Source organism: Rheinheimera faecalis, assembly GCF_021290965.1.
Taxonomy (GTDB): domain Bacteria; phylum Pseudomonadota; class Gammaproteobacteria; order Enterobacterales; family Alteromonadaceae; genus Pararheinheimera; species Pararheinheimera faecalis.
In genome coordinates, this window is the sequence record NZ_JAJOYT010000012.1 from 83,333 (window position 1) to 101,070 (window position 17,738).

The following is a 17,738-nucleotide window of genomic DNA, read 5'->3' on the forward strand; positions in this document are numbered from 1 at the left end:
AATGAGTATTTTAAATGGCCCACGATTAAACTTTTGGGGTGGCATTCGCACTGATGTCAGTGTGCCGAATAATTCAGCCACCATCCCGTACAACGGTAGCAAATTACAGCTGTTTGACCTGACTACCTCAACGCTGGCACCACAAGCGTCCTCTTATACAGATGATGAACTGAACGATATGATCAATGCACCAAATGGCACTTACTACACCGCAGGCGGCTGGAATCATTACGGCCAGCATGTGGTCGATATGCAAAATGCACTGATTAGTTCACAGGGCACTCCAGGTAATATCAGCACCAGCGGTGATTTAATTGGTCAGCCTGTTTACCTGCTGGGTTCTGTTGATCCTGTCACTGGTCAGGGTCCCTTTTCCGGTCCTATGATGGTGGATTTAGATCCAACCAGCGGTATCACTACACAAATTTTTGTCGGTGGTTTGCAGATTGGTTCTTCCTCTGCCCCCCAGTTGTTAATACGTTACAACTCAGTGTGCAACAGCCTGGATGTGGCCCAGCGTCTGTTGGCGGGCGAAACTGATGCGCCGGGTTCATCTTTGTTCAGCGGCACCTTTCAACTGACATTTCCTCTGAGCAGTATTGTCAGTTACAACAGCAACAGCCCTATACTCAAAGCCATTATTGAAGCGCCTGGGGCCACGGGCATAGTGCTGCGTTTTGTGATGTTTGAAATGTGCCCGACCATGACCACAGCTGAGCTGAATGCTAATTATGCGTCAGGGCAGGATACCCCTAACCCCAGCATAGGCAGGGTCATTGGCACCATAGCCCCGGCTTTTGCTGATGAGCCATTAAGCTGCCCTGCAGGGCGCCAGTTGATCAACAGCGGCAGCAAAGAGTTTCCAGGCACTGGTGGTACAGGTTATGCCAGTCTGATCAGCGACACTATGCTTAGCATTGATATGGTTAATATCATTCCAAAAGATGGTTTCAGGGCAGTACGGGACGACATCACCAGCCCTATTGGGCCTAATGTAAATTATGGCACTGTGGCTGTTGCAGCAGGAGACACCAGCCTGGCGACTTTGGATCCAGCCAGCCCGCAACTGCTGACTTATTATCAGTATGGCGGCATTGTCGATTTGCCCTTAACATCAACTCAGTTAGCTGCGGTTCAAACCAATGCCCTGACTATTACAGCGCCAAATACAGTGAACAGCAGTATTTTAAATGCGCCTGAGCAAGCCTGGCGGGTGTATAGCGATCAGCGCAATATCTATCTGGATGACTACGATGGTAGCCTGACTGTGACTTTACAACTGCGTTATTTAGGCCAGCCAGTGAGCAGCGATACAGAGATTCAAATTGCAGCTACACCCCCAGGAACTTATATTGCGCCAAAATACTGGAGTTTTATCAACTTTCCGTCCAGCGTCACAGTTCCTGCCAATCAGCCTTCGGTCAGCTTTACCGCCTCAGCTGTAGCTGGCAGCTCGGCTGTGGCTGGTTTTGAAAGCCTGAACTATCAGGTGAATGGAGGGCAGTTTTTCACCAACTTCCGCAAATACAGCCAGACTGATTTTGGTATAGCTGCAGGCACTACCATTACCTGGGAGCTGATGTATCCCAATGTGCTGAGGTTCCATTATCTGGCCTTTCCGGCTATGTCCCGCTACATACCATTAAATCAGCCGGATGCCATTATGGGTGCCAAAAACTCGATTCTGGCCCGCACCTCTGATGCCTATAAAGGCACCACTTTGTGTATGCCTGTAGTGCGGTCTATGTCCCCTAGTCAGGTGGCTTTGTTAACAGCTTATCTGACGGGTCAACCATGGCAACCTAATCCAGCTGTTATTTGGTAATTGAATGTACAGGGGCCTGCTGGTCCCTGATTTCAGGAGTATCTATGCCTATTCCGTTTCAAGTGCAGTCTCAGCCTGCGATGGCTAAATGCAATGCTGTCATTGTTGCTGATGGCTTGTTGAACCCCAGAGGGCTTTGCCAAAAACCAGATGGTAGTGTGCTGCTGGTGGAAGCCGGCGCTGGTGATGCCACAACCCCTTTTAGCGGACGTTTAGTGCAGTTAAAACCTGATCCGCTGCGTGTGGGTTATTACCTGCAACCCGAAGTAATGATCAGCGGGTTTCGTTCCATGAATATGCAGACCCGTATGTTCAGAGATGAAATTATGGGTTTATCGGATATTGCCTTTGGCAATGGTCGTTATCTACTCAGCCAGACCGACTACGTGGAAGGCTCAAAAATTCTCGATATGGCCAGCATGCCGCCAGAGCCAGTATTTCGCAGCAGGGGCAATCTGAACTCTCTTTGTTTTCACCCTAAACGCAATTCCTGGTTAGCGGTAAAACCTGATACCAATCAACTGTTAGAGTTTATTGACGGTCAACCGGAACAGGTACTGGCAGAATTACCTGCTTTGGCTTTGGGTCAGGAAGCAGTACCTGTGACCTTAGTTTATGAAGCGAAAACAGAAGCTGTCTTGATCAGTCTGTTCTCAGGAGAGCTACGCCAGTCTGCCCATAAGCAAGGCATAGACTTTGCTGACAAAGCCGGACAAGTGGTCCGTGTTTATCCTGCTACAGGCCGCATTGAAACTGTCTTAACAGGACTGAATTTGCCAACAGGTTTAGCCTTAACGGCGCAGGAAAAACTGTTAGTACTGGAGCTCTGTCAGCAGGTATTGCAACCTTTGATGCCAGAGTGGTCAGGAGAAATGTTGCATGGTGGTTTTCAGCGATTTTCCGGCCGGTTATTAAGTTGTGATTTAAATACAGGTGAAGTACTGGTACTGGCGACAAAGCTGGATACGCCATCCAACTTATGTCTGGTACCAGGCGGAGTGCTGATCAGTGAAGGTATGGGGTTACCAGGGCGCTCGATACCAGGTCCTGAGAACAAAGCTCAGGCTTTAACCGGAATGCTGCGTTTAGTACAGTTTTAATCATCCGCAGATAAAGTCGTTAACACCACATGCTTTTTAATGTCTTTAATTAAAATGCCGCATTTAAACAATTGCTTATGGATCTGTTTTTGAAAATACAGATCCAGCTTTTGCTCCAGTGCAGCGGCAAGAGCTGTTTCGGAATTAAACTGGCAACGCACCAGTAAAGAACCCGGAAAATTTTCAAACTCCATACTAAACCAGCAGCCAACAAAATCCGCATACAAAGCCGCAGCGGCCTGCTCAACAGCTTCCAGCGATTTCAGCACATTGGCTTGTTGTTTTACTTGCACCACACTTAATTTTTTTGCCATTGCTAACCCGCACTTATGCTCTTTATAGGCTGGATTATGCCATGGTTTAAGCGACACAGCAGCGGGCTTTAGCTTCACAACTATGCAACTGTTACTGCTTTGCCTGTAAATTTTACCGTTGAGTGATTAAAAGTTAAGACAGCCTGCGTTCATAAAACATGTATAAAATAAGCGATAACAATAACTTAAAGTGTAAACCCTGATATTGGCATGATGCTGGCTTAGTGTACAAAGTACGTTCAACTAGTGCAGAAGCACTGAGGAGCAATTATGTTAGGCTGGGCTTTAACCTTTCTTATTGTGGCCATAGTGGCCGGTATTCTGGGTTTTGGTGGTATTGCAGGCGCTGCAGCAGGTATAGCGAAAATTATCTTTATGATTTTTGTCGTATTACTGGTAATTTCATTGTTAGCGAATGCGCTACGCGGCAAAACCCCTAAATTATAATTGGCCCCAAGTGGCCGAAGGAGAATGGAATGAAAACTCAAAGCTCATTATTCAAACTGGCGTTGGCTGTGATGCTGGCAACTTCTGTTGCAGCATGTAGCGAAAGCGATGCAGAAAAAGCTGAAGACAAAATGGAAGAACTGAAAGTTCAGGTTGAAGATAAAGCTGAACAAGCCGGCGAGAAACTGGAAGAAGCTGCTGATAAAACTGCAGATGCTATGGAAGACGCTGCAGACCAAACCGCAGCAAAAGCGAAAGAGCTGTGCGAAGCTGCCAAGGAAAAGGCTGACGCTAAAGATACAGATTGTTAATTTTATGAGGCGGGGGTTTATCCCCGCCTTACATCTGTCTGATGGGTAGTCATCAGAAGCCTCAACTTTCCTGCTGGTACTTTTCCAGTTTGTTGTAGAGTGTTTTTACACTGATCCCTAACTGCTGTGCTGTATCCGTTTTATTACCACTATTTCGTTCCAAAGCTGCAAAAATGGCGGCTTTTTCCAACTCATCCAACGGCATCTCAGCCGGAATATCAGTGGCCAAAGCAGTTGGAGTGGCAACTTCAAGCAACAAATGTTCGGGTTCAATCAGTTTGTCCGCCAGAATAAAAGCCCGCTCAACCGCATGTTTCAGTTCACGCACATTGCCAGGCCAGGAATGCAACTTAATCACGGACAAAGCCGCATCAGACAATTGCTTTTGTTGTTTTTCACGGGCATTACAATAAGCAAGAAAATGATAAGCTAAACCTGCAATATCCCCTTCCCGCTCGCGCAAAGCTGGCACTTTGACCGGAAACTGCGATAGCCTGAAATACAAATCTTCCCGAAAAACACCATCAGCCACAGCCTGCAACGGATCGCGGTTCGTCGCTGCTATCACTCTGACATTGGCCATACAAACTTTATTACTCCCCACAGGCCTGTATTCACCGCTCTCCAGTACCCGCAGTAACTTCACCTGCTGTTCCAGCGGCATTTCTGTCACTTCATCCAAAAATAAAGTGCCCTGTTCGGCCTGGGCAAACACGCCCTGATGATCCCGCAAGGCGCCAGTAAAGGAGCCTTTGACATGACCAAAGAGTTCACTGTCGATCAGTTCGGAGCTTAACGCGCCACAGTTGATAGCAATAAAAGGTTGATCAGCCCTGTGGCTGGCTAAATGCAGGGTGTTAGCAACCAGCTCTTTGCCTGCGCCACTTTCACCGACAATAAAAACGTTAGCTTCAGTCACTGCGACTTTACGTACTGTTTTATAGAGCCTGAGCATGGCTGCAGAGGAGCCGACCAATAACCCAAACTGATCCAGATCACTGCTTTGTACTTTACGTTTTACCGCAACAGTTGATAGTTGTTGATAAAAATCCTGCACTGCATCCAACACTGAACCCATATCGAGCGGCTGACGGAAATGGTAACCGGCACCACAACGCATTAGCTGGTCCAGGGCCAGATCCGGTATACCTTTACTCACCAAAATAAAGTCGATTTCGGCCAGCATATTGCTTTGTTGTAGCAATTCGTACTGGGCTGGGTCTGTATTGTCAATTTCAATAAAGGCTAAGTCACAGCGTTGTCTGAGCAATTGCTCCACCCAGCATTCATCCGGCTGACTTTTACAAATCACAAAACGCCGGACAATATCTGACTGCAGTAATTGGGCGGTTAATTCCGGGTCCTGCACGTGCAGGAACAATAAAGGCTGGGTCATAAATACTTTCCGTAGTTTAAGACTGTAAATTTAACAGGGGTCCTGAGTAAAACTTACCGATCGGCGCTCAGCTTCCTGGAGAGAAAAATCAAAAATACCTATACATCATAAACTTACATTCTGGTACATGAATTGATTATGAATCTGCATGGTTTTTATTTGCCATGGAGTACCAAAGTGATGACACAACCATTTTTAAGTAAAGCCCCAACTGTACAAACTACGCAGCTTTTAGCGGCATTAAGCTGTTTATTTAGCCGTGCCAAAACTTTTTACCAGCATAGTGCAGAAACTGCTGCCCCCGGCAATCTGCGCCGACAATTTGCAGCGCTGGCAGAACTGCATCAACAGATCTTATACCTGTTACCACCTCGCAGCAGTAAAACTGCAGATGAAATAGAAGCTTTGGCTGAGCTAAGCCGTTGGTACAACGATAAGCCGAACCAGCCATCGCTACACAGGATACAACAACAACTGGCAAAACAGCTGCAGCTGCAAAAAGCCATGATCCGAAACTGTGATCTGGGTCCACATCAGATGACTTTATTGCATTTTACCGCCAGTGTGCAAATTGCTGCTGATCAGTTAGCAAATCGCCATTGAGCTGATGCCCATAAATGCAGCAAAAGCTGTTCAGCTAAGTATGAAAATTTTACCGATCAGCAAGACAAATTTACAAACATAAAATTAACATCAAATGAATCATAAAATATAGTACTTATAAATCAATATCTTAATTTTTGGCATCAAACTGGCAATACCCTAGGTGTCATTAACAAAAGGAGCGACATAATGAAACGCACAACATTAGCAGTGATGATCACTTTAACTTTGGCTTCAGTGTCAGCCATGGCGGCCAATGACTGGAAAGATGCAACTAAAGATGCCTGGATAGACGGCAAAGCTGAAACCACCTTGTTACTCAATGGTAACCTGAACTCTTTTGCCATAGACACTCACGTGAAAAATGGTGTTGTCACCTTAACAGGTGAAGTGGAGAGTGATGTGGATAAAGCCCTGGCTGCCGAGCTGGTTGAAGGCCTGGAAGGTGTCACCTCAGTAGAAAACAAACTGATGGTGAAAAATGACGGCAAGGGCAATACAGACCCAAAACATACCAGCGCCTTGAAGGATGCAAAAATCGCAACAGTGGTGAAAACCAGCTTGCTGTTTGAACCTGAAACCAGTGGCACCAGTATTGATGTAGATGTGAGTAACAGTGTAGTGACACTGAGCGGTGTGGTTGATTCCGATGCGGAAAAAGATCTGGCCGTCGCCAAAGCCAAAAACACCAAAGATGTGGTGAACGTGGTCGATAAGCTCACAGTATCAAAAGGCTAAGCCCTTAACACCCAACACCAAAGCCGGTCTCCATTGACCGGCTTTTTTATTTCAGCGATACAATTTAGCTTTTTTCTATCGCTCTGCTGCTACAGCACGGCGCCTTTCACAAATCAGAGCTTGATCATTTCCACATCATGTAATAATGTAAGTTACATGAAAAGTGATAATAAACTCTCGTCCATTTTGCATGTCATTCTGCATCTGGCTGAACATAATCAAGCAATGACCTCAGAGACGCTTGCGCTTTATCTGAAAACGAATCCTGTTGTGATCCGTCGCATGATGGCTGGCTTACGCCAGGCTGGATTAGTGGTTTCAGTCAAAGGCCATGGCGGTGGTTGGACTATGGCAAAACCTCTGACAGCCATTAGCTTGCAGGATGTGTATCAGGCACTTGGTGCACCACGATTATTTGCTCAGGGCTATAGGCAGGAAGCGCCACAATGCCTTATCGAACAAGCAGTGAATGCTTCACTGGATTCAGCTTTTGCTGAAGCAGAGCAACAACTGCTACAAAAATTTGGCAGCGTTAATCTTGCTGATATAGCCGCTGATTTTGAACTCAGACGCCAACAGCATCTGGCGACTCTGGCCAGTCTACAACAACCCCAGGAAGAGTAAGCTGATATGGATCTTGATGTGATTATCGTAGGAGGCAGCTACGCCGGTATGGCCGCCGCTTTGCAGTTAGTACGTGCCCGCAGATCAGTGTTGATCATAGACGCAGGCAGCAGACGCAACAGATTTGCTGATAGTTCGCACGGCTTTTTAACTCAGGACGGTAACAGCCCTCAAGCTATCGCTGCCACAGCCAAAGCTCAGTTGTTGGCTTATCCGACAGTACAATGGCTGGAGGATTCCGCTATCAGTGCCAGCAAAACTCAGGCTGGTTTTCAGGTCAATACAGTGCAACAAAGCTATCAGGCCAAACGTCTGCTGCTGGCCACTGGTGTGACCGATCAGCTTCCTGAAATTCCTGGCCTGGCAGAGCGCTGGGGCAAAAGTATTTTTCATTGCCCTTATTGTCATGGCTACGAGCTGGATCAAGGCCCAATTGGAGTATTAGCAGCCAGCCCACTCGCCTTACACCATGCGCTGATGTTGCCAGACTGGGGGCCAACCACTTTATTCACTAATGAATGTTTTGAGCCTGACGCCGAACAAAAAGCGCAGCTGCTTGCCCGGGGTGTGGTGATTGAACCTGGCAAAGTACTGCAGATTTCAGGTAAAGCTGATGTACAGCTAACAACGGGCAAGACACTGCAGATGGCGGGCCTTTTTACCCAGCCTACCACCACAGTCAACAGCCCATTAGCAGAGCAGTTAGGTTGCCAGTTTGAACAAGGCCCAATGGGAGCTTTTATTCAAACCAGCGCCAGCAAAGAAACCACAGTACCGGGCGTATTTGCCTGTGGTGATAACGCCCGTATGGCAGGATCAGTGGCTATTGCCATAGGAGATGGTTCGCTGGCCGGAGCCATGGCTCATCAGTCTCTGCTCTTTGGCACTATCAGCCACTAAGATTTATACATCATTCCCAACAGCTGCTCAGGGCTTAGCCTTTGCAGCTGGGTCGACAGGAACTGGCACACCTTTGCTATGCCATTTCATCACGACAAACTTCAGCGGCTTTTTGCCTGTATTGCGGATACCATGCGAATCCCAGGGCGCTGCATATAAAATATCGCCAGCCTTAGCAGGAATATCTTTGTCTTTCAGCGACCAGACGCCTTCGCCTTCCACCACCATCAGATACTCTTCTTCGGCATGAATATGAGGTGGATGAATTTCTTTACCAGGCTCAATCACAGCCACACCAGTCAGCGCGTCCTGGGTACCAAAAGTAGGTTTAGTAAAGTAGCTATAAAACACATAACCATCACCCTTCTCGGCTTTGGCTTCTGATTGCTGCATAATTTGCGAAGGCTGATCCTGCTCTGCAGCTACTGTACTCAAGCAAGTCAAAGCCAATCCGGCCACTAGTCCCAACTTTAATTTGAACATCCTTACTTCCTCCTGCTGAATTATCTTGCCTTTACACTGCCCTGAAACGAAGACAAGGTCAAACAGCTATTGGTCTGATCTGTGGAGCAATTATCGAACAAATAGAATTTCAGAGTGCTACTGCATTGTTGCAAAACTCATCATTTGACAAGAATCGATAAATGCTGTTCCTATATGTGCGTCGCGTGCAATTTACATAGAAATGGAGCCTTCATTTGTTAAAAGATCTTTTTGCGTCGTGGGTTAATGAGAATAAAGTACGAATTACAAGTCCGGTCTTGGGAGCATTTATTGGTGCTTGGGTGCTATTAAACTGGCAGCAGTTTTTCCTGCTGTTTTGGGGAAACGGTAGTATTGAAGAACGACTGGCAAGCTTTAATTCTATTGTCACTCTGTCAAATTGTGATATTTGGCTATGGCCTCTGCTTCTCGCCTTTGTTTACGCCTTTGGCTTGCCTTACTTAAATGCATTAACTCATAGGCTCGCCGGACACGCAGAGAAAATACGCCATAAAGTAGTTATTGACATAAATATCGAAAAAGCTAAACAAAAAGCTCAGCTTAATGAAGAGATTTACAAGGCCAACCCAAGTAATCCTTATTTGGGGAGAAAGCTTGAGAGCGAATTAAAGCAACAGGAGGCAATGGCTGAAAAAGCCAAAGCTGATGCGGAAGCGGCAGCAGCTGCAGCTAAACAAGCCATAGCGAATGAAGAGAAGGAGACTGCTCAAGCTAAGCTTGTCAATGCTCAAGCAGAAGAAACGCAGAGAAAGGAAGATCGTGAAAAGTTAGCCCATGAAAGAGCAAAAGCAAAACATCACCAAGAGCTAGTTAATTCAAGATTTCCGCTTATTTATCAATTCCTAACACCACTCTCAGAGTCTTTAACTGAAGCTAAATGTCACGCAACACTATCCCTAATTACAGAAGCTATATCGCAATGTTTTGGGTTTGAGGATGTTGAGGATATGTTTTCAGATGAGAAATTTACATTGTCTACGCTTGAAAATTTAGCCTGTGTTGCTTATGACGAAGAAAGCTTTATAAGCGAACTAGATGATCTTGCACAAAAGCACGGCGCAGAACTTGGCGGCGAAGAGCTATTTAATCATCTAATTCAAGCTTTTGAAACAGCAGACATTTGCAAGCTAACGTCGAAGAGTTACATTGACGATTATGCAGCAGACTATATTGACGATAGCTCTAATCTTTATGAATTGTTAGATGGAGATGCGGTTTCAAGTGTAATGGCTGACACTAACGCATACTTCGATGAAATAGAGGATGCCCATATAAAAACAGCCGGATTAGAAAAGGATGGATCTATAGTTGTCCATGCATCCGCAACTATTAATGGTACAAATCATGAGGACAAACCATTCTCAGGCGATTCAATCAATGTAAACTTTGAACTTACATTTAGCGCTGTTATCGGGCTTAATGGATACGAAAAACCAACTATTGAAAACATCCGTGCTGCTTTGAACGACTATTCGGAAAATTAACTTTATTTCAATGCGAGACAATTCAGGTTATTTTTTCAGTAACGATCGATATCCACGATATGGTCATGTATAACAATTCTCTGAGTGACTCATTATAAGTACCAGATTATGCTTTAAAGCCGTAAGTGCCAGGTAATAACGCTGAATCACCTCAAGTGCAATTTCATCGGCGGTATTCTTATTATAAGAATAGGCTGTATGCTGCTATATACAGCGCTCTGGCTACATGCTAGATATTAAATTGTAACCAACAAAGTTTGGTCATACCTCACTGTTGAAAGCCCTATTTCTCTAATGATTTGAATTCAAACGCAGTCTTAAAATCTTTAGTAATATGCTCAACCCATTTCTTGTAATTCTGCATTTCCCTACTCCCAAACCTTTCTTTTTTAAAGCGAGCTCTAATCATCAGGTTTACCGACATATAGGATGTATTGCTAAAGTTACCATCCATGAAGTTCATGATGTTTTCGGGTGGGAAGTGGCTTACGTTGTAATTTATTTCAGTCGAAAACTGTAGTTCAAGAAAGGGATTCTCTATAAATAAAATATTGTCTTTTACTTTTACCACAGTGTCTGGAGGTAAAGTTAAACCTTTAGCCATTGAGTGATGTTTGTTAAATGTAAATGAAGTAAGACCTAATATTTTGTCTAATTCATTTTTCGTTATAAAGATGTTTTTACCTGCATGTTCACCAGAGGCATTAAACGAATAACGTTCCGACCCTCTGAAAGTTTTCTTATTTTTGAAAATTTCCCAATCCGGATTTTTAGATAGCATTTCGCCAATAATACCTATGTGCAGAAACTTGGATATATCTTTGATTGCTGCATTCGATTGTTCTCTGGACTCAATACTAAATGAGAAAAAATTTTCATCTTCCATGTTCTTGTTATTTAAGGCCCCCACTTTGAAATATTTATTTAGATTAATCTCTTTTGATACTTCTTCTCTATTAAAGACAAAGAACGCAGACTTTTGAATGCTTAATGAATGAATATCAGCAATCATGTTGTGAAGAGTGATCTCTATTGGTATGACCTCTGCTGTGATTTCATCTTTTAATGAAAGGACAGTATTCAAGGTGAACATTAAAAATGCAGCACACAGAGCGGTAAATGAGAATACAATATCTTTCGCGTTTAAATTATTTAAAACAACGGCAAAAAACAATAGGACTAACGCTATCAATGTAAATATAAAAACAAAAAGAAATGATGCACTCATAAATGTTCCCCCTATTTTATATTGCACTTCCTATATGCAGAATGAAGTTAGTTCGTAATATTAGCAGTATATTCTAGCCAAAATACTGTTCGCACAATTCCAAATTTGTCTTGCTGTAATTAAGTCCTGTAAAACTGTTTAGGACCAATAAAGTTTGTACACTAACGAAAGTTTGGAACAATAAATATTGTACACTAAATGCAACTTACTTTCACATAAATTCATTCTTTTGAGGTCTTGTTGCTTACCGTATAGCGCTATGGATTAGTGAATGCAATAAGTGCCTTAAATCGCCTTTTTCAGGCTGCCGTAATGCATTACTAAAAATTTTCTAACACCTGCATCAACATCTATACACAACTGTATTCTGATGCAAAATCACAAGGATTTCTTGCGTACCAATTTAGATCGCTATCCAGATTGACGATTTGAATTGGCTTTATTGGACAATAATCAGTTTTTGCCCAGACGCTGCACTTAGAGCAATTAACACCTCTTTTTTTAATAAGTTTTTCACTGAAAGAATTGACCTCATTGATACCATATTTATGGTTGATAATCTCTGCTCTCTTTTCAAGAAACATTACAAACTCTTCTCTATATTTTGACTGGAAATCCAAATAGTGAAAATTAAGTTCATATTTGCTCAGTTCCTTTTTCTTACCATTTGGGTGATAAAACCTTACGTAATGGCTCCCTGGGAAACAGCCACTTATAGGGCTACTGGCAACCTTAAAAAACTCATCTAATATACAAGGCATAACATAGTAAGCTGATGACGCAGACTCCTGCCTAGTCAAAAACTCCGTATTTTTCTTACTATTCTGTTCGGAATCAATATCTAAGCCGCAAAGAACAAAACGTAATTGCTTCAGAGCATTAGTACGATTAGCTGCACTTAATATACTCAAATCAGAACCATGAATTTTACACCCTTCCCCATATAACCAATCAGCTTTGAAATATCCAAAACCAATACTTTCAATCGACTCCTTGATGCATGAAGAACAGTAAGCAATCGCTAGTTGACCCTTTTTACTCAAAGATCGAGATTGTCCTTGCAATATATAATTAGCTTCAACAACATATTTTATTGGATTTTCAAAAGGGTCCGCTTTCTTAGCACAAAATCCAGATAATTTCAGAAATTCAACCAACTTTTTATCAGGTATCGCTTTATTCCTAAAATTAATTCCCTTCGGAAAAAATGGTCTTTTATTCCAAAAACCATTACAACCAACAACTGCAGAAAAATCAGATTGTCCGTATGAATATAAACACCGGTAAATCCAACTTTGAAGCGATTCATCTATGACAAAATTCATAACTAATGAACCTTTTCTACTACAAAAATTTTACCCACCTGAATCGTATCGACCAGATTTCATATATAACCTACATTTCAAATTTTAATTTTACTGATTGATATACATTTTCATTTAAAGAAGTCTCACAGTATTCTTTACTTACAGTTTAGATTCGGCCGAGATTAATTAAATCAATTTCTAAGAATGGAATACTCGACCTCTCGCTTTCTTTCATGGTCTATTTGAGCGTTGATATTCTCAATAAAGTTGCTTGCCCAGTACGAAACCTTACCATTATGATGATTGGTGAGCAAAGCTATGATTTGTCTGTCAACCTCAAGATAAGGGATTAGCGACCCAGTCCAAGATCTACTATAAAAGTGAGCAGATATTTCGCTCTTAAATGCTTCGGATTCTCCGTATATTTCTAGCAACCTTATTAATAGTGGATTTACGAGCCTATCGTCACCATCCCCTATAATTAGCTTTGTAGCACGAGCGACTATTAGAAGTGCCACTTCATCCTCGCACCAATGTATAACATCTTGGATATTTAAGAGATTAAATATACTTTTATCTTGAGATTCAGCATGTCCTCGACTACCTAGCAAATCGATAAGGCGATAGGGTTTAAGTGTTTTTTCATCTGTAAATCTATTTGATACTTCTCTCCATATTGACGACGGGTATAACTCGATGGCTGCGTAAAATGCTGGCGCTAGATAGTCCAATAGGGCTGAGTATTCAACATCTGAATTCGATACTTGTTCAATTAGCCGATTGCATAAGCTCATTGCGAAATCTTCATTTTCGGTCTTCAATAATCGTACAACCGCTTGGTGCCAATGATACATATCTACGTGGGCACCTCTAGAATTAACATCAAAGGACAAGCTGAGTACTATCGAGCGTAGAACAGGGTTTATATGATTAGAATCAATATCACTCCTTCCATGCAAATACATTTCTATGCTCTGTAGAGCAACCCAAGCACCAGTATTATCTATGTGACTCAATGCTTTACAGAATTCCGCGATTTCCATCTCATTTAGGTGATCTGTAGCTCCGCCGTAAGATAAAACAACGGCCTCACTAGTTTCAAGAACATTTGATTTCATTAGTTCGACCATATGCTTTAGGTGGCCAACACTAAATTTTCCAGTCTTTAAAGCGTCAGGGTAATAAATGAAAAGAGTAGGCTGCTGACTGATTTGGTCTAAGACTTTAAGCCAAAGCTCCTGTGAGATTATGTATAATCCATTCATGATGCCAGAAAAGAACTGTATATTTCGAACATCATTTTTTGCTAGAAATTCGAGGACTTCATTTATCAATGAAACTGCATCTTCGGAACTCAACTCCTGAATAAGCTGCTTACCAAATATCCAACTCTGTCGCTGAATGGGAAAAGTAAGGAGTAGTTCTAAATGCTGTATAACGTTTGATAGCTTGTGTTTCAAATCGCAAGCAAGCTTTTTAGCTTCCACTGCTGCTACATCTATATAATGTCCGTCATCCCCTTTTACATGCTCTCGAGATGGGTCCAAGACTAGAAGTTTAATTTGCTCCTCTACATTTTGAGCATCAGGACTCAGTAACTGCTTCCATGCTTCAATATGTGAGATTTGTTCGTCATCCATACCTTCACGATTATATAAAAGTACATGGTTTATAGATTGCATTGCAGAAGGCCAGTATTTTCCATCGACTTTGATAACATCTCTAAGAAAATTATCTAATTGTTCATACTGCTTGTATTGAATCAAGCCTCGGATATTAGGACCAAAAGCATCCTTAACAAGTCTGTTCAATTTTCCTCTATTTAGTATTTTCAAAAGTAAATCAAATAACCTGCCCCAGTAATTATAAAGCTCGTTCCAGGTTTCCGGCATCCATTCCTTTAACTCCTCCTTGGTACCTTGGCGCTCAGCGCCAATTGTCCTGGTCCCCCCCCTAATGTTAATCGCTGACTCAATTGCTGCGATAATGACTTTATCCACATTTACTGAATTCAAGTTAAAACAGTTATCAAGTAAGGTTATGCGTTGAGAAAAACTAGCGCCTGTGCCAGATAATTGCCATCTGAACATTTGACAGAATTGCCCTGTAGCATTATTCGAATAAGTTTCATTTTCGAATTGTGCTAGTTTAAATAAACACCATGCGGCCTTGTTGAAACAATCAGCATGGAAAACTAACATCTCAAGAGCCCAAACCAAGTTTCTTCTCGCGTCTCCCAATATGCTCTCAATACCTGCATCTCCTATTAAAGTAAAAACGCGATACAAAAGAGCGCTGGTTTCGTGAGGGTTTACTTCGACCAAAGCGCGGAACAGTCTAGAACCCTTACCAGAAAGTAACAGTTCCGCTTGGGCGAAAGGGCGATCAGATTCGCAAAAGTTTTTTACAAAGTCTTGGACTTTAATTGATGAATCCAAAAAAGTGATTTGTTTGCAGAAACTATCTATTAAAGTCTCAGGTAGTGAATTAACCAATTCAGATTGTCTTTCGAAGAGACTACTGTTCCACCACTGCATAGCCAAATTCAGAGCGAGCGGTTTTGGGGCTACTCTCGCGAACCTTCCGCTACGATTTATCAACTCTTTCTGTGAGAAGTTAGTTATAACACTGTCAAAATCAATATCATTCGCTTTTGAAATTTTTTTCAGTAGCAGTTTGTCATGATTATTTTCTTCATGAAGTTCCTTTTCGCATTGAAAGTAATCAAACAAAGACATTACCTTTAATAATTCTCTATGGCTGTCAATCAACTGATTGTCGCCATTTATCAGTTTTTCAACTAGTCCATCCTCCGTAAACTCTGAGCTTAGCTCACCTGTTTGTTTTATATTTTCAACGAGCATATCCACTAAAAGAGGAAAACCTTCAACAAACCTAGCGAGTCGATAAACAAATGTGTCGTCCGACTCAGGTAATCGCTGCTTAATCAAATGGATAATCTGCTCTTCGGCTAGTCGGTCAAGCTTTATGTGGGAGTGAGAGTTGACTTTATCGTGGTAAAAGTCGACCGTGACAATCTTTGTAACGTTGTTGTTACCACAGATTCTAATTAGCTGGTTATGCAGTCCAACGCTGCAGTTTTCGATCACAATAAGCGCGTTAAAGTTATCATCGACAACAGATGTAACAGTATCTAGAACGTTACCCTCGCCCAATGACGCGTTATATATTAAGACTAACTCTTCAGGGTATTGCTCTTTCTCGATGTACTCTACAATTAGCCTAGATTTCCCCAAACCTGATAATCCCGAAAGTCGAACTAAAGGTTGGTTACTGGAAAAATGTGAGATTAGCGATTTTAATGCTGATTCCCTTTTTATGTCTTCTACGTATGACAGATGATGATGTCTGTCATGCCTTCTCCAAGCACTGTAAGTTCTAGATGTATTATTTAAGTATTTTTTAACTCTAGGGGAAGACTTTAAAAACTTGACAAGTTCTAAGACAACAATAGAATCTTTATTTTCAGGCTTTGCTATAAGTGAGTGATTAACGTTAGGCACAGTAATAGTGTCTTGATAATTATGCCTAGAACTCATTGCTGGAACAACATCATCATCGCTTGCAACTAAGTTAAGTACGCGAATCTTAGACTCTAATCCTTCTTTTTCCCAACGCATGTTTATTTCGTTAAGTTCATCTGAAAATCCCTTCAAAACCTTAAGATGTTTATTCCTTGGGTTCAAAGGTGAACCTAAGTTGGCAAGAAAAGAACCCGAGTGAGGAACATCCAGAAAACACAATTTGGTAATATTGTGTCTTATCGAACTTAAATTTAGCTGTTGGAGAATTTTTTTAGCGACTATGCCACCATTGCTGTGACCAACTAAGACAACCTCGTCAGTTTCGAAATTGGCACATCTGTGCCTCAAGCGGGTGATAGCGCTCTCAGCAATATTTAAATGACTTGGTCCATGCTTCCAAAACATCCATTTAGGTGGAGACGTATATGTAATGAAATCGACTGTATAAGTGCCACCTAAATGCTCTGAAATCAACTTCGGAAAGTTCCCCCAGGTTTCTTCTGAATCAGCCGAGTATCCATGTATCAGAAATAAGTATTTAGCCATTAGTTGCATCCATGAATTCAAATAAGATACTTAATAGATTTATAGCAATGTACCATGATTTTTTTTTTTACTTCTACATCTCACTGTCTTGAAAACATTTACTCTTTTGAGAGTTAGTTCAGAATAGTTATCGTTTCTGGCATTGATTGTTTGCAGTTAGCCATAATGTTCTAAAAAAGATGCATTACCAGTAGTTTTGATGGTTAATGGAGAATACTAGTGGCACGATCGGTAGACATATCCGACTTTTGGCACTAAATAGACCGTCAGATCTGATCAAGCCCTATAATGAAAAGTGTCAGATGAAATTGAGACCAAATATTCATCTAAAATCCTTATTCAACTTCATCTTCTAAATATCCAACAGCTTTAACAAACTCAGTTTCCGTAATCACTGACGCCTCACTCAATAGGTGCTCTGTGATTTGCTTCAATGCATGAAGCTTTTCTGCATAATGAAACTCAGATTCAACAGCTGCCTGACCTTTTGTTTTTCGAACAAACGCAGCGGCCTCTTCCAGCTCTCGGGCTTTTTGCATGCAGAGTAATCTTGCACCGATACTAAATCGTGGAACTGAGAGCAGTACGTGAATGGATTGGTCCATGGCGCTGACTTCGTTTCGTTCTTGACTTCGTATAAGAATGGACCTGATTGGGTGATTACTCAAGATATACTAAATGGAAGAAAAGCGTGCGTGTAAGCTATTTATTTAGGCCAAGCGACATATTTTCAACAAACTCCATACTAAGCTCTCATGTCTGCCTTGCAATCCAGGTACTCATGATTTGGAAATATCATCGACGATTTTGTATTAATTACGAGGAAACTTCATTTAAAGTTAGGGCTACTCCCGAAAAGGAAAGGA

The 17,738-nt window shown here is 42.1% G+C and carries 16 protein-coding genes; 9 read left to right on the top strand and 7 right to left on the bottom strand.

Features of this window, described 5'->3' with window-relative positions; all coding sequences use genetic code 11:
• The first annotated feature begins 1 nt into the window (after position 1).
• Entirely contained in the window at positions 2–1,825 is a 1,824-nt protein-coding gene (locus tag LSG34_RS17175; RefSeq protein ID WP_233010336.1) for a hypothetical protein, read from the top strand.
• A 44-nt stretch (positions 1,826–1,869) separates the two neighbouring features.
• Entirely contained in the window at positions 1,870–2,925 is a 1,056-nt protein-coding gene (locus LSG34_RS17180; protein WP_233010337.1) for a hypothetical protein, read from the top strand.
• Here the strand turns inward: LSG34_RS17180 and LSG34_RS17185 are convergent.
• Complete coding sequence (locus LSG34_RS17185) at positions 2,922–3,239, bottom strand: hypothetical protein (protein ID WP_233010338.1); 318 nt, start codon at positions 3,237–3,239, stop codon at positions 2,922–2,924. The genes LSG34_RS17180 and LSG34_RS17185 overlap by 4 nt on opposite strands.
• A 270-nt stretch (positions 3,240–3,509) precedes the next feature.
• On the opposite strand from LSG34_RS17185, the gene LSG34_RS17190 reads away from it, so the two are divergent.
• Both LSG34_RS17190 and LSG34_RS17195 read left to right on the top strand, forming a co-directional pair.
• Positions 3,510–3,686: a DUF1328 family protein gene (locus LSG34_RS17190; RefSeq protein WP_233010339.1), complete on the top strand. Its 177-nt coding sequence runs from the start codon at positions 3,510–3,512 to the stop codon at positions 3,684–3,686.
• A gap of 29 nt (positions 3,687–3,715) precedes the next feature.
• Complete coding sequence (locus LSG34_RS17195; RefSeq protein ID WP_233010340.1) at positions 3,716–3,997, top strand: hypothetical protein; 282 nt, start codon at positions 3,716–3,718, stop codon at positions 3,995–3,997.
• A gap of 61 nt (positions 3,998–4,058) precedes the next feature.
• Here LSG34_RS17195 and LSG34_RS17200 read toward each other — a convergent pair whose 3' ends face one another.
• The gene (locus LSG34_RS17200; RefSeq protein ID WP_233010341.1) at positions 4,059–5,393 is read right to left on the bottom strand and encodes a sigma-54 interaction domain-containing protein; all 1,335 of its coding nucleotides are present in this window, start codon (positions 5,391–5,393) and stop codon (positions 4,059–4,061) included.
• A gap of 138 nt (positions 5,394–5,531) precedes the next feature.
• Between LSG34_RS17200 and LSG34_RS17205 the strand changes: the two genes are divergently transcribed.
• The 4 genes from LSG34_RS17205 to LSG34_RS17220 all read left to right on the top strand — a co-directional run bounded on the left by LSG34_RS17205 (position 5,532) and on the right by LSG34_RS17220 (position 8,258).
• Positions 5,532–5,996 carry a hypothetical protein gene (locus LSG34_RS17205; RefSeq protein ID WP_233010342.1) on the top strand — a complete coding sequence of 155 codons (465 nt, stop codon included), beginning with the start codon at positions 5,532–5,534 and terminating at the stop codon, positions 5,994–5,996.
• Positions 5,997–6,185: 189 nt separating this feature from the next.
• Positions 6,186–6,734: a BON domain-containing protein gene (locus LSG34_RS17210; protein WP_233010343.1), complete on the top strand. Its 549-nt coding sequence runs from the start codon at positions 6,186–6,188 to the stop codon at positions 6,732–6,734.
• A 156-nt stretch (positions 6,735–6,890) separates the two neighbouring features.
• On the top strand, positions 6,891–7,358 hold the full coding sequence (locus LSG34_RS17215; RefSeq protein WP_233010344.1) for an RrF2 family transcriptional regulator: 468 nt from the start codon (positions 6,891–6,893) through the stop codon (positions 7,356–7,358).
• Between the two features lie 6 nt (positions 7,359–7,364).
• On the top strand, positions 7,365–8,258 hold the full coding sequence (locus LSG34_RS17220; RefSeq protein WP_233010345.1) for an NAD(P)/FAD-dependent oxidoreductase: 894 nt from the start codon (positions 7,365–7,367) through the stop codon (positions 8,256–8,258).
• A gap of 27 nt (positions 8,259–8,285) precedes the next feature.
• On the opposite strand, the gene LSG34_RS17225 is transcribed toward LSG34_RS17220, so the two are convergent.
• Positions 8,286–8,741: a cupin domain-containing protein gene (locus LSG34_RS17225; protein ID WP_233010346.1), complete on the bottom strand. Its 456-nt coding sequence runs from the start codon at positions 8,739–8,741 to the stop codon at positions 8,286–8,288.
• A 215-nt stretch (positions 8,742–8,956) separates the two neighbouring features.
• Here LSG34_RS17225 and LSG34_RS17230 point away from each other — a divergent pair, with 215 nt between their 5' ends.
• A complete protein-coding gene (locus tag LSG34_RS17230) occupies positions 8,957–10,246 on the top strand; it encodes a hypothetical protein (RefSeq protein ID WP_233010347.1) in 1,290 nt (429 codons plus the stop codon).
• A gap of 283 nt (positions 10,247–10,529) precedes the next feature.
• On the opposite strand, the gene LSG34_RS17235 is transcribed toward LSG34_RS17230, so the two are convergent.
• From LSG34_RS17235 to LSG34_RS17250, 4 genes are all read right to left on the bottom strand, one after another.
• Positions 10,530–11,474: a hypothetical protein gene (locus LSG34_RS17235; protein ID WP_233010348.1), complete on the bottom strand. Its 945-nt coding sequence runs from the start codon at positions 11,472–11,474 to the stop codon at positions 10,530–10,532.
• Positions 11,475–11,824: 350 nt separating this feature from the next.
• Positions 11,825–12,799: a hypothetical protein gene (locus LSG34_RS17240; RefSeq protein WP_233010349.1), complete on the bottom strand. Its 975-nt coding sequence runs from the start codon at positions 12,797–12,799 to the stop codon at positions 11,825–11,827.
• A 173-nt stretch (positions 12,800–12,972) separates the two neighbouring features.
• Positions 12,973–16,872, bottom strand: coding sequence for a PGAP1-like alpha/beta domain-containing protein (locus tag LSG34_RS17245; RefSeq protein ID WP_233010350.1), 3,900 nt, complete (start codon positions 16,870–16,872; stop codon positions 12,973–12,975).
• 335 nt (positions 16,873–17,207) lie between these two features.
• Positions 17,208–17,411 (bottom strand): hypothetical protein, encoded by a 204-nt coding sequence (locus tag LSG34_RS17250; protein ID WP_233010351.1) that lies wholly within the window; start codon positions 17,409–17,411, stop codon positions 17,208–17,210.
• Positions 17,412–17,738: the final 327 nt, after the last annotated feature.